At 66.3% G+C, this 12,260-nt stretch carries 10 protein-coding genes, 1 tRNA gene and 1 pseudogene; 7 read left to right on the forward strand and 5 right to left on the reverse strand.

The window, feature by feature from the left end:
- The first annotated feature begins 223 nt into the window (after positions 1-223).
- The 5 genes and pseudogenes from OK17_RS00205 to OK17_RS00225 all read left to right on the forward strand — a co-directional run bounded on the left by OK17_RS00205 (position 224) and on the right by OK17_RS00225 (position 6,894).
- A complete protein-coding gene (locus OK17_RS00205) occupies positions 224-679 on the forward strand; it encodes a hemerythrin domain-containing protein (protein ID WP_232718138.1) in 456 nt (151 codons plus the stop codon).
- 223 nt (positions 680-902) lie between these two features.
- Positions 903-2,201 (forward strand): dicarboxylate/amino acid:cation symporter, encoded by a 1,299-nt coding sequence (locus OK17_RS00210; RefSeq protein WP_232718139.1) that lies wholly within the window; start codon positions 903-905, stop codon positions 2,199-2,201.
- Between the two features lie 488 nt (positions 2,202-2,689).
- Positions 2,690-4,165: a flavin monoamine oxidase family protein gene (locus tag OK17_RS00215; RefSeq protein ID WP_232718140.1), complete on the forward strand. Its 1,476-nt coding sequence runs from the start codon at positions 2,690-2,692 to the stop codon at positions 4,163-4,165.
- 23 nt (positions 4,166-4,188) lie between these two features.
- A complete protein-coding gene (locus tag OK17_RS00220) occupies positions 4,189-4,839 on the forward strand; it encodes a TetR/AcrR family transcriptional regulator (RefSeq protein ID WP_232718141.1) in 651 nt (216 codons plus the stop codon).
- A 14-nt stretch (positions 4,840-4,853) separates the two neighbouring features.
- A pseudogene (locus OK17_RS00225) lies at positions 4,854-6,894 on the forward strand (neutral/alkaline ceramidase).
- A 204-nt stretch (positions 6,895-7,098) separates the two neighbouring features.
- Here OK17_RS00225 and OK17_RS00230 read toward each other — a convergent pair.
- The 4 genes from OK17_RS00230 to OK17_RS00245 all read right to left on the reverse strand — a co-directional run bounded on the left by OK17_RS00230 (position 7,099) and on the right by OK17_RS00245 (position 10,537).
- Positions 7,099-8,652, reverse strand: a complete 1,554-nt coding sequence (locus OK17_RS00230) for a DUF4185 domain-containing protein (RefSeq protein ID WP_461416332.1) — start codon at positions 8,650-8,652, stop codon at positions 7,099-7,101.
- Positions 8,653-8,655: 3 nt separating this feature from the next.
- Positions 8,656-9,846, reverse strand: a complete 1,191-nt coding sequence (locus OK17_RS00235; RefSeq protein WP_461416333.1) for a L,D-transpeptidase — start codon at positions 9,844-9,846, stop codon at positions 8,656-8,658.
- Between the two features lie 251 nt (positions 9,847-10,097).
- Positions 10,098-10,170 (reverse strand) — tRNA-Lys (locus OK17_RS00240).
- Positions 10,171-10,315: 145 nt separating this feature from the next.
- Positions 10,316-10,537: a DUF3618 domain-containing protein gene (locus tag OK17_RS00245; protein WP_232718144.1), complete on the reverse strand. Its 222-nt coding sequence runs from the start codon at positions 10,535-10,537 to the stop codon at positions 10,316-10,318.
- A 149-nt stretch (positions 10,538-10,686) separates the two neighbouring features.
- Here OK17_RS00245 and bcp point away from each other — a divergent pair, with 149 nt between their 5' ends.
- The gene (gene bcp, locus OK17_RS00250) at positions 10,687-11,178 is read left to right on the forward strand and encodes a thioredoxin-dependent thiol peroxidase (protein ID WP_232718145.1); all 492 of its coding nucleotides are present in this window, start codon (positions 10,687-10,689) and stop codon (positions 11,176-11,178) included.
- A 12-nt stretch (positions 11,179-11,190) separates the two neighbouring features.
- The gene (locus OK17_RS00255; RefSeq protein ID WP_005199862.1) at positions 11,191-11,817 is read left to right on the forward strand and encodes a TetR family transcriptional regulator; all 627 of its coding nucleotides are present in this window, start codon (positions 11,191-11,193) and stop codon (positions 11,815-11,817) included.
- A 48-nt stretch (positions 11,818-11,865) separates the two neighbouring features.
- Here the strand turns inward: OK17_RS00255 and acpS are convergent, their stop codons facing one another.
- On the reverse strand, positions 11,866-12,258 hold the full coding sequence (acpS, locus tag OK17_RS00260) for a holo-ACP synthase AcpS (RefSeq protein ID WP_461416334.1): 393 nt from the start codon (positions 12,256-12,258) through the stop codon (positions 11,866-11,868).
- Positions 12,259-12,260: the final 2 nt, after the last annotated feature.

The following is a 12,260-nucleotide window of genomic DNA, read 5'->3' on the forward strand; positions in this document are numbered from 1 at the left end:
GAATTTACCCATCCAGGATACGGGTCGGTGGCCAGCGGGTTTCTGGTGCGGGTGGTGAGGGTGTGTCGACGTCCCGCGCACGCGTCGTTCCCGACCTTCCCGGGCCGTGAGGAGACACCATGGACGGACTCGGGTGCAGGACCCCGTCATTCCTCCTACCGTGGGACGGAGGGCGGGTGGACAGAGAGGTGACAGAGTGTGTCAGTACTGCGGTTGCCGCGACATGCCCCTCCTACGGGATTACACCGCCGAGCACGAACGGGTCGTGAACCTGGGCGGCGACGCGGTCCGCGCACTCGATGCGGGTGACGTGGACCGAGCCCGTGATCTCGCCGGCCGACTCACCGTCGAACTACGGTCGCATTGGCATGGCGAGGAGGACGGTCTGTTCGCTCAACTGCTCGACTGCGACCACGACCTCTTCGCCGAGTACATCGACCCACTCGTCGACGAGCATCTCGTACTCGGCGCCTTCCTGGATTCGATGGATCTGTCGGCCCCGGAAGACCAGGACCGCTTTCGACGCGAGGTGTTCGCCCTGCACCGCCACATCTCGAAGGAAGAGGACGCCCTGTTCCCGGCGTCGGTCACCACCCTCGACGGCGACCAGTGGGACGCCGCGATCGCCGCATGGCAACGCGCCCACCCCGGTCAACGGATGCTGGAAACCGGGGTCTGACCTCGCCGGTCGGTGACGTCCGCCTTCGGGTGTCCGCCTCGATGGTCCTCGCCGCGGCATATCCACGCGCAGCAGAGCGTATGACGTTGTGCCCGGATTCCGGGCACAACGTCATACGGATCCACAGCGTCACCTGCGACGAAATCTCAACGTCAAATCTGTGACATCTGCGGGTAGTCCGTGCCGCCTAGGGTCGCGGCGTATCCGACCCCAGGAGGACGCCTTGAAGGCGCTGAAGCATCCCGCACTGCAGATCGGCATCGGCGCGATCGCCGGACTGGTCTTCGGTCTCATCGTCGGCGAATGGTCGGCGAACCTGAAGTTCATCGGCGACATGTTCATCCGCCTCATCCAGATGTCCGTCGTGCCTTTGGTTCTCGCGTCGGTGATCGTGGCGACGGCGTCGATGTCGGGAGCCGGGACAGGCAAGATCGCGTTCCGCACGTTCAAGTGGATGATCGGGTTCTCCGTGGTGGCCGCGGTCCTCGCGTGGGGACTCAGCGTGCTGCTCGAACCGGGCAACGGAATGGTCTTCGACGGCGCCGTCGACCCCACTCTCGAGGAGGAGGCCGCCGAGACGACCGGCTGGCAGGACACACTCCTGAACTTCGTGTCCAAGAACGTCTTCGAAGCGATGTCGACGGCCACGATGGTGCCGATCATCATCTTCGCCCTGCTGTTCGGCGTCGCACTGCGGATGCAGATCAACAAGACCGGCGACGACCGGGTCCTCACCTTCATCGATCAGATCCAGCAGATCGTGCTCACCATGATCCGGCTGGTCATGTACATCGCGCCGATCGGCGTCTTCTGCCTGCTGGCCCCGCTGGCCGGCGACGTCGGGTTCTCCGTCATCACCACCGCACTGAAGTATCTGGGCACCACTGCGCTCGGTGTCGCGATCCTGTTCGTGCTGTTCGTCGTCGTGGTCACGGCGCGTACCCGCCTGAACCCGTGGAAGCTGCCCGGCAAACTCGTCGAACAGACCGCCATCGCGATCACCACCACCAGTTCCGCGGTCACCTTCCCGACCGTCCTCAAGAACACCGTCGAGAAGGTGGGCGTCAGTCAGAAGGTCGCGAACTTCACGCTGTCGATCGGCCTCACGATGGGGTCGTACGGGGCCGTCCTCAACTACATGATCGTCGTGATGTTCCTGGCCCAGGCGGGCGGAGTGGATCTCACACTCGGCGACATCGCACTCGGCATGGCCCTCGCGATCCTGCTGAACATGGGCACCATCACCGTGCCCGGAGGCTTCCCGGTGGTCGCGACCTTCCTCGCCACCTCGCTCGACCTCCCCCTCGAGGCCGTCGGCCTGCTCATCGCCGTCGACTGGTTCGCCGGCATCTTCCGCACATTCCTGAACGTCAACGGCGACACCTTCGTCGCCATGCTCGTCGCCAACGCCGACGACGACATCGACCGCGACGTCTACAACGGCACCAAGACCGTCATGTCCGAGGAGATCGACGTCTCCGCATTCGCCGGCGCCATGGCCAAGGCCGACGCCGCGGACTGATCTGTTTCCCGATGCCGCGTGGGCCCGGGAACCACCGCCCACCGCACCTAATTCCTTGGGCCTCAAGCCCTGCGGGTCCAAGGACCTCAATGATCCCGAAGTGGCTGCGGGCGTATGGTTCCCGCAGTAACGTGACACCCATGCCAGCCTATTGGGTCATGTTCGTCGTCGCGCTGATCTCGTGCATCATCATCGGGATCGGGTTCATCGTCGGTATCCCCGGCAACAAGGACTGATCTCCGGTCCCACCCACCGCGGCCGCACCGAGTGCGAGCCGCGATTCTCTACCGCGCCCCCAGCTTCCTCAGGATCGCCACCCGGGCACTCGAGCGCCACTTCCAGCCGGCGTTTGAGTACCCGAGTGGCGATTTGCGTCGTCGGAGGGGGTGTTGCGCCTCACACTCCCCTGTTACTCTCTCGATACTTCAGGTCATCTGACCTGAACATGTGGTCGATAGCCTCGCATCACCACGAGAACGGGGGATCACATGGGCACACACCTTTCACGCAGGCACTTCCTGGGCGGGACACTTGCCGCGGCGGGAGCCGCTGCAGGGGCTTCGCTCATCGGTGCAGGACGGGCGTCGGCCGCACCGTCGGGGATCGTCGATGTCGTGATCGTCGGAGGAGGACTGTCCGGGCTGGCGGCGGCGAAGGCACTCAAGGCGGCGGGCGCATCGGTGACGGTGCTCGAAGCCCGCGAGCGCGCGGGTGGCCGCGTCCACAACATCACCTCGCCCAAGCTGGGCGCGACACTCGACGCCGGAGCCGAATTCATCGGTCCCACACAGGGTCACATCGCCGGGCTCGCCCGCGAGTACGACGTACGGACGCTGCGCACCTATAACGCCGGCGACAGCATCTTCGTCGGCCGGACCGGCACCACTCGCGTACCCGCGGCCCTGCCGATACCCGCCGTCGCCGACCTCGGGCAGGCGGGTGCCGCGCTGGTACGTGCCCAAGCCGACGCCCTGGCGGGCTTCCCCGTCGGCGAGCCGTGGAAGCATCCCAACGCCGCCTACCTGGACTCGATCACGTGGGGGCAGTACACCCACCAGATCGCCGACTCCCCGACTGCGCGCGACCTCGTCCAGATAGCGATGTCGGCGCCGCTGTCCGTCCGCCCCGACGAGGTGTCCGCCCTCTACTACCTCAACTACATCGCGGCGTCGGGCGACGAACAGAACCCCGGAACCCTCATCCGCCTCCTGAGCACCGACGACGGGGCGCAGGAGCGGCTCTTCGAGGGCGGCGCCGCACTCATCCCACTCCGGATGGCGCGTGAGCTCTCCGCCGACATGGTCTACAACGCGCCCGTCCGGGCGATCTCGTACGCCGACGGCATCGCGACCGTCACCAGCGACGCCGGGACCCACCGCGCACGCCGCGTCATCGTCGCCATGTCCCCCGCCATCGCCGGCCAGATCGACTACCGGCCAGGGCTTCCCGCCGCGCGCACCGGCATCCATCGCGGCTACCGCATGGGTGCGGTCAGCAAGTTCGCAGCGCTCTACAAGCGGCCGTTCTGGCGCGACAACGGCCTGTCCGGGCAGGTGTACGGCGCCGGACGACCCATCGACGTCACCTTCGAGAGCTACGCGGAAGGCAACCACATCCTGATGGGCTTCATCTCGGCCGACGCCATGCGCCGCCTCGACCACGCCCCCGAGTCGACGCTGGTCAAGGAGTGCATCGCCAACTTCGTCGAGTACTTCGGACCCGAGGCGCGGGACTTCATCGACCACGGCGTGTTCAAGTGGGACCTCGAACCGTGGTCGCGCGGCGGTCCCGTCGCCGTCAGCAGGCCGGGAACTCTCACCAGGTACGGCACCGCCCTTCGCGAGCCCGTCGGCCCCATCCACTGGGCCGGCACGGAGACCTCGGACCACTGGACCGGCTACATGGACGGCGCGGTGCGCTCGGGGCGTCGTGCCGCGGGCGAGATCCTCGGCGATCTGAGGTGAGCGGCACGACCATGAGATCCAGGATGCCCGTCGAAGAACGTCGAGAACTGTTGTTGGAGTCCGCATTTCGGGTGATAGCCCGACACGGGGTCGACGGCGCGACCACGCGCGCGATCTGCGCGGAGGCCGGGGTGACCCTGTCGACCTTCCATTACGTGTTCGCCACCCGCGACGAACTCCTCGCCGCACTCGTCGAACGCGGAACCGAGAAGGAACTGACCGCGGTGGGAGCCGCGCTCGGCGAGGGCACCCAGAACATCTCGCACGGACGAACCGGTGTGGTGACGATCCTGCGGACCGCGCTCTCCGCCTACATCGACGGGGTCGAGGCCGACCCCGACCGCGAGCAGGCGATGATCTCGCTCAACCAATACGCAAGGCAGACAGACGGACTCAGCGACCTCGGCGCCCAGATGTACCTCCGCTACTACGCGGCGATCGCCGAAGCACTCGACGGTGTCGCCGCGGCCACCGGCACCGGCTGGAACCGACCGACCACCGAACTGGCACCGCTCGTCCTCGCGGCCACCGACGGAATCACCCTGTCGTACCTCAACATCGGGGACCGCGCCGTCTGCGACCTCATAGCCGACGCCGTGGTGACCACCCTGTCGACGCACATCGTCGACGCCGAGGACACCGATCGCCCCGAGAACACCCCAGAGAAAGTCTGAAAGGGACACACCACGTGGACGTGACACGGAGACAACTGATCGCCGGTGCGGCGGTGACCGCGGCAGGTGCCGGGCTGGCGCTCGGCACGAGCCAGGCCGGCCGGGCATCGGCCGCGCCCGGCGACTCGACGGACTACCTCGTCGGTTGCGGCATCGGTGATGTCACGGGAGCCGTTGCCGGACAGGGCATGATGGGCTACTCCAACCCCGAGCAGGTCGCGGCCGGATTGCTGCAACGATGCTGGGCGCGTGCCTACATCGTCGTCGACCGGGCGACCGGCAAGCGCGTGGTCTTCTTGACGGCCGACATCGCGTGCCTGTTCTCCTCGCACCACATGGGACTGATGGAGAAGCTGCGCAGGCGTTTCGGCTCGCTGTACACGGAGTCGAACGTCAACCTCAACGCGCAGCACTCGCACGCGTCCTGCGGCGGAACCGCCTGGGACTACGCGTATTCGCTCGCCGCGTTCGGCTTCAAGAAGAATTCCTACGACGCCGAGGTCGACGGCATGTTCGCCGCCATCGTGCGGGCACACGAGAACCTGGCACCCGGCACGATCACCATCGGCCGCGAGGAACTGCACAACGCCAGCGCGAACCGCTCCAGGGTCGCCTTCGACGCCAACCCGTCGTCGGAGAAGAAGCTGTTCCCCAACGCGATCGATCCGCAGGTCACCGTCCTCCGCCTACGGCACGCCGGCGGCAGGGATGTCGGGGCCATCACCTGGTTCTCGACCCACGGGACGTCACTCGCCGACCACAACGTCCTGATCGCCGGCGACAACAAGGGGTACGCCAGCTATCTCTGGGAGCGCACCCAACCGGGCTTCGTCGCCGCCTTCCCGCAGACCAACGCCGGCGACATGACCCCCCAACCTCTCCCTGAAGTGGTTCGAACCGAGTGGGCCGACCACGGACAACAAGCGCAACTGCGAACTCATCGGCGAACGCCAGTACGTCGCCGGACGACGCGCGTTCGACGCCACCCGCCCGATGACTCGCGGTGGGGTGGACTCGATCACGCGCTACGTCGACATGTCCGCGGTGCGGGTCGCCGGAACTTACACGCCTGACGGGAAACCGGCGTCGACGACGCCGGCGATGATGGGTGCCGCCGCGGCCGCGACAAGCAGCGAGGACAACTACGAACAACCGCTCCCCCTGCTCGTCGAGGGTATGACCAACCCGCTGTTCGAGGCACTCGGAGGCAACAAGAAGCCGCCGATCGCCCCGTGGATGCGGGACATGCAGGCGCCCAAGCTGATTCTCTTCCCGCTCGGGCTCATGCCGCCGTCGGGTTGGATTCCGTCGGTGGTGCCGCTGCAGATCATGCGGATCGGTGAGCTGGTGCTTGTGGCGGTGCCGGCCGAGGTGACCGTCGTCGCCGGACTCCGACTCCGTCAGGTCGTCGCCGACGAACTGCGCGTCGACATCGACAACGTGCTCATCCAGGGTTACGCGAACTCGTACACCCAGTACGTCACCACCCCGGAGGAGTACGACCTCCAGCAGTATGAGGGCGGAGAAACCCAGTACGGGCGTTACACATTGCCCGCGTACATGCAGGAGTTCGCGAAGCTCGCCGCCGCGATGGCATCGGGGCGCAACCCGGGTCGCGGTCCGGCGCCCGTCGACAAGTCCGGTTTCCAGCCGGACCTGCTCCCGCCGGTCCCCGCCGACAGCCCCATCCCGGGGCACGCCTACGGCGACGTCCTGCGACAACCGGGCGGGTCGTACCGTACCGGGCAGACCGTGACCGTCGACTTCGTCGGGGCGCACCCCAACAACGACTTCCGCCATGGCGGAACGTATCTCGAGGTCCAGCGCCGCGAGGGCAGTTCATGGACGACGGTCGCCGACGACAACGACTGGTCCACCGAATTCCGCTGGGCACGTCCGCCGGGCAGCACCGACACCTCACGCATCACGGTCACCTGGCGCCCACCCGCCGGGACGTCGGGAACCTACCGGATCAAGTACAACGGCAACAGCCGCGACAGCAGCGGCAAGATCCGGCCGATCAGCGGAACCTCGAGAACGTTCGAGGTGCGCTGAGCCGCCCTCTGCGCCCTGGACAGAGGGGTGTCCAGGGCGCAGAGGCGCTGTCTACGGCTGCGCTCGGGCATCGATGAAAAACGCTCCCGACCGGCGAACCTCGATCCGACTTGCAGACTTCGATCGAAGTCTGGCAGTCGAGTTGACGTCGACCGGTCACCAGGCCTCGTCGCTTTCGCTCCTCAGGCAGCGAGGGGCAGCAGCTCAGCGGATCCGTGCCCGCATGAGTGAGACGTTGTAGTCGGTCCAGGTCGACATGGTGAAGTACAGGTCCTCACCGCTGGACCAGGGGTGCATGAAGCCGCCGTAGAGCTGGTTGTACTTCGACGAGTGGACGAGTTCGCTGGGCTCGGACCAGAGTCCTTGAGGTTCGCGGGCCTTGCGGATCACGATCCCGCCGCGGAGGGCGTCGAGGTAGGTCAGCTGCCAGCGTTTCGACTTCTCGTCGTAGCGGGCCGACACCTCGCCGGCAGGCCCGGCGAAGATCACCGACGCGACGTTGCCGTCGCGGGCCGGCACCCATCGACCGTCGCGCCAGTACTGGTAGGCGGTCTTGTTCAGGACGTGGTCGCGGTGAACTCGCGCAAGGCCGACCGAGCCGATCCGGGAGTTGGGTGTGCCGAACATGTAGACGTACTCGCCGTGCGGCACCATCGACGACACCTGGAACTGGCTGACACCGAAGATGTTGTCCCACCGGGCGTACGGGTCCTTAGTCCACGTCGACCCGCCGTCGTCGGAGTACGCGAGCCCACCGTGGTTGGTCAACCACGTGCCGGGGATCTTGCCCCAGGTCCGCACCGACATGTACGTCATGAACTGCCGGTCCCCGATCGCGAAACCGGAGGTCGGGATGACGGTGATCTCGTAGTGGTCGACGCGGCGTGCGCTCAACAACTCCGCGGCGTGGCAACGGCTGTCCTGGATCATCGTGTCGATGCTCATGCCGTCGGACAGCTTCGCATCGCTCGAGAACCCGAGCACGTTGGAACGCCAATCCCGACCGTTGGCTCCCGGCGGGCGGAACCCCTTGCCGAAGGTGTCGCCGAAGACGACCGCGACCTTCCCGGGCGAGGACTCCCACATGATCCCGAGGTCGGTGCCGTGGATCTGCCAGCGCTTGTCGGTGCGGCTCGTCGACCCCTTGCCGGTGAGTGTGCTGACGAGGTCGACGCCCGACACCCGCGGACGCGTCGGCTTGGATGCCACCGGTCCGGCGTCGACACCCGGGGCGACGGCCGCAGGTGGCGGTGGAAGCTCCGGCGGGTTCGGGTTGGGCACCGGAACAGGGATGTTCTTGGGAGCCGGATCGAAGGTGATCTTCGGGAACTCGATGCTCAACGCGGGACCGCCGGCGTCGGGTTTCGTCTTGGGCGGGTCGGTGATGTCCGGGCACGGGTCCGAGCACGGGTCCTTCGGCGGCTTCTCCGACGGGATGCGGACCACCGGCTTCTCCGGAGCCGGTTCGGGCACCGGCAGGATCCGCGGATACGGCAGCGGGATGCTGAAGCGGTCGGGCAGCCGGGGGATCAGGTCTCGCGGGTCGACCGGACCCTTCTTCGGTTTCGGCGGCAGATCCGTCTCACACCCCGAACTCGGCAACACGACCGACGGTGCTGCGTGCACCACCGCGGCGGAGCCCCCGAGTGCGGTGCCGGCGACCACGATCGCGCAGACCGGGACGAACCAGCGCAGCCCGCCGATCCGGGACGAGTCCGTACGAGAACCAGATCTTCGACTCTCGGACGGACGGTTCATGGATCAGGAGTTGTCCGCGTTGCCCTTGCGCCACTCCGACCACGGGATGTTCCAGTCACCGAGGCCGTCGGTGCCGGAGAGCGTGCCGCCCGTGGTGTTCTTGACGACCACCGGGTCGCCTCGCAGCGTGTTGTTCATGACCCAGAGCGCGTTCTCCGGGCTGAGGTTGAGGCAGCCGTGGCTGGTGTTGGTGTTGCCCTGTGCCCATACCGACCACGGCGCCGAATGGAAGAAGATACCGCTGTAGGACATCCGCGTCGCGTAATCGACAGGTGTGCGGTAACCGTTGGACGAGTTGATCGGGACGCCGTACGTCGACGAGTCCATGATGATGTGGTCATGCTTGTCGGCGATCAGGTAGATGCCGTTGTCGGTCTCGTCGCCCGGCTTGCCCATCGACGTCGGCATGGTCTTGATGACCTTGCCGTCACGCTCGAAGACCACCTGCTTGGTGTTGTCGTCGGCGGTGATCACCATCCGGCGGCCGACCGTGAAGTTGGTGCGGACATTCTCCTGGCCGAATAGACCGTCGCCGAGGTCGATGCCGTAGGTGTTGACGGCGACCCGGACCTTGGTGCCGGGCTTCCAGTACTCCTTGGGACGCCACCGGACCTCGCTGTCGCTGATCCAGTAGAACGCGCCCTCGACCGGCGGATCGGTGACGACCCGGATGGCCTTCTGCGCGGCCCGACGGTTCGGGATCGGCTCGTCGAACTTCACCGCGATCGGCTGTCCGACGCCGACGGTCTCACCCGAGTTGGGGGTCAGGTAGGCCTGCGTCAGGTTGTTGGGGCTGCTGGTCGTGAAGGTGACCTTCTTGGTGACCGCGCCGCCGATGCCGACCGCGTCGGTCTCCAGCGTGTAGGTGCGGTTGTAGCCGAGCGCCTCGTTGCTGACCCAGACGGTGTCGTTGTCGGAGAAGGTGCCCTTGAGTGGGGTCCCGTCCGACTTGGTGATAAGGACCCGGCTCAGCGTGCCCTCGCTCGTCGTGACCTTGATGGGGGCACCCGGCTGCACGCCGACCGTGTTGTCGCTCAGCGGCTGATCGTTCAGCTCGGTGATGTCGACCGCGGGCTTGAGCAGATCGTCGAACAGACTCGAGCTCGTCACGTTGTCGGAGTACGACGGCGCCTGCGAGCACGACGTCACGAGCGCGATGATCGCGAGCAACACACCACTGATGATCAGTGACATCCGTCGTGAAGAACGACCGATCCCCATCTCTCTCCCACCTGTCCCGACCGACTCTGATGACTGGTCGGCCGAATGCCTCCCCGAATCTCGCACCAGTGTACGAGAACTCGGTCTGTGAGTTCCGCTGTGTGTCGTCCGTTCGGCGGCGTGTCCGCTGCACCGCCCGCACACCGGCCTGAATGCCTCTTCGTCACAAACCCTGATATGCCACAAGACGCCTCGCTTTTTGCGAGACGTCTTGTGAGCTGTTGTGCGCCATCAGGGACTCGAACCCCGAACCCGCTGATTAAGAGTCAGCTGCTCTGCCAATTGAGCTAATGGCGCTTGCCTTTGTCGCCTCCGGAGTACCTCCCGGCGGCGAGAAGGAACATTACCCGACACCATCGCCAGTTGTGAAATCGCCTGGTCGGAGCGGGTTTGCGCGGGTTTGTGAGCCGTTGCGTCCCGCCGGTGCCGGCAGCGGCGTGGGTCAGCTGGTGATCTTGCGAACCACGAGGACCAGCACGAGTGCCCCCACGCCGGCGATGGAGTACATGACCGGAGGTTTCTGCAGCGTCGCCAGTGCCTTGGACTTCGCGTCGTCGGCGAGGCGCTGCGGGTTGGCACGTTCGGCGAGCGCGTCGAGCGTGCTGGCAAGGTCCTCACGGGCCTTGGCGATCTCCTGCTCGATACGTTCGGTGTCTCCGGCCACGTTGCATCCTTCCGGCGCTTCTCGCTCTGGTTACGCGTCGTCACTGCTCACGCGTAGTCATCGACTGTCAGATCACCGCCAGACGGCGGCGGTTCGATGCTACGACATCCTCGCCTCGCGGCAGGTGACCATGCACTAGCCTTGCTCTCATGGCAGAGGTCACTCCCTCGGTGGAGGCACAGCGTTTGTCCGTCGGTGATCGCGCACCAGCGTTCACCCTGCCCGACGCGAACGAGAATCCGGTGTCATTGTCCGACTACGCCGGCCAGAAGGTCATCGTCTACTTCTACCCGGCGGCGTCGACGCCCGGCTGCACCAAGCAGGCGTGTGATTTTCGCGACAATCTCGCCGAGCTGAACGACGCCGGCCTGACGGTGCTGGGCATCTCACCCGACAAGCCGGCCAAGCTGGCCAAGTTCGTCGAGAAGGAAGGGCTCACCTTCCCGCTGCTGAGCGACCCCGAGAAGAAGGTGCTCACCGAGTGGGGCGCCTTCGGCGAGAAGAAGATGTACGGCAAGACCGTCACCGGCGTCATCCGCTCCACGTTCCTCGTCGACACCGACGGGACCATCGCGCTCGCGCAGTACAACGTCCGCGCCACCGGTCACGTGGCCAAGCTGCGCCGCGACCTGTCCGTCTGAGATCTCCCGCCGATGGCCGAGTCCGCCGAACCGCTGATGCCGCGCAAGCGGCCCACGCAGGAACGAAGCAAGCGCAAGTTCCAGGCGATGCTCGAGGCGGCCCGCGAGCTGTTGATCGACGTCGGTTTCGAATCGCTGACGTGTGAGGAGATCGCGGCGCGCGCCGAGGTCCCAATCGGGACGCTGTACCAGTACTTCGCGAACAAGTACGTCATCGTCTGCGAACTCGACCGCCAGGACACCGTCGACGTCCGCGAGGAGCTGACCGCGTTCGCCACCGAGGTGCCGTCCCTCGAATGGCCCAGCCTGCTCGAGAAGTTCCTCGACCATCTCGCAGCACTGTGGCGCACCGACCCGTCGCGTCGTGCGGTGTGGCTGGCGGTGCAGTCGACACCCGCCACGCGTGCGACGGCATCGGAGAACGAACGCGTCCTCGCCGAGCAGGTCGCACGGATCATCGCGCCGCTCACGCCTTCTCAACGTGAACGGCGCGAGATGATGTCGCAGGTGCTGGTGCACACGGCGTACTCGTTGCTCAGTTTCTCGGTGCAGGACGGCCACGACCACGACGAGACCGTCGCCGAACTCAAGCGGATGCTCGCGGGCTATCTGCTGCTAGAGGAGTCGACGACGGTCTGAGGGCCGTGGCGGTTCGAGGGTCATGGCGGCCTGAGAGGCCCTGAGGGGTTATCGGCCCTCGAGGATCGCGACCGCCGCCGCGGTGTCCCCATCGTGCGTCAGGGACACGTGGACGACGGTGTCGCGCAGGTGGTCACCGATCTCACCGGACAGCCGGATCGCCGGCCTGCCCCAGTTGTCGGTAACGACCTCGATGTCGCTGTGCCGGATCAGCGGCAGCAGCGGGGAACGTGAGAACCGGCTCACCGACCACGCTTTCACGACGGCTTCCTTCGCCGCCCAGCGCGCAGCGAGATGCCGTGCGTCGTCGCCGGTTCCGGCAGCCGAGTCCCGCCGTTCGCCGACCGTGAACCGGTCGGCGAACGTCGTACCCGGCTGCCGGAGCTGCTCGGCGAACTCCGGGATCGACACGATGTCGATGCCCACTCCGAGAACGCTCATCT

The sequence above is a fragment of the Gordonia sp. GN26 genome, assembly GCF_054823965.1.

Excerpts from the sequence above, each read along its gene's own strand:
- OK17_RS00215 (WP_232718140.1), top strand. The coding sequence starts at position 2,690 with ATGGGCACACACCTTTCACGCAGGCACTTCCTGGGCGGGACACTTGCC.
- OK17_RS00235 (WP_461416333.1), bottom strand. The coding sequence starts at position 9,846 with ATGTCACTGATCATCAGTGGTGTGTTGCTCGCGATCATCGCGCTCGTG.
- OK17_RS00255 (WP_005199862.1), top strand. The coding sequence starts at position 11,191 with ATGGCCGAGTCCGCCGAACCGCTGATGCCGCGCAAGCGGCCCACGCAG.
- OK17_RS00220 (WP_232718141.1), top strand. The coding sequence starts at position 4,189 with ATGCCCGTCGAAGAACGTCGAGAACTGTTGTTGGAGTCCGCATTTCGG.
- OK17_RS00205 (WP_232718138.1), top strand. The coding sequence starts at position 224 with ATGCCCCTCCTACGGGATTACACCGCCGAGCACGAACGGGTCGTGAAC.
- bcp (WP_232718145.1), top strand. The coding sequence starts at position 10,687 with ATGGCAGAGGTCACTCCCTCGGTGGAGGCACAGCGTTTGTCCGTCGGT.
- acpS (WP_461416334.1), bottom strand. The coding sequence starts at position 12,258 with ATGAGCGTTCTCGGAGTGGGCATCGACATCGTGTCGATCCCGGAGTTC.
- OK17_RS00230 (WP_461416332.1), bottom strand. The coding sequence starts at position 8,652 with ATGAACCGTCCGTCCGAGAGTCGAAGATCTGGTTCTCGTACGGACTCG.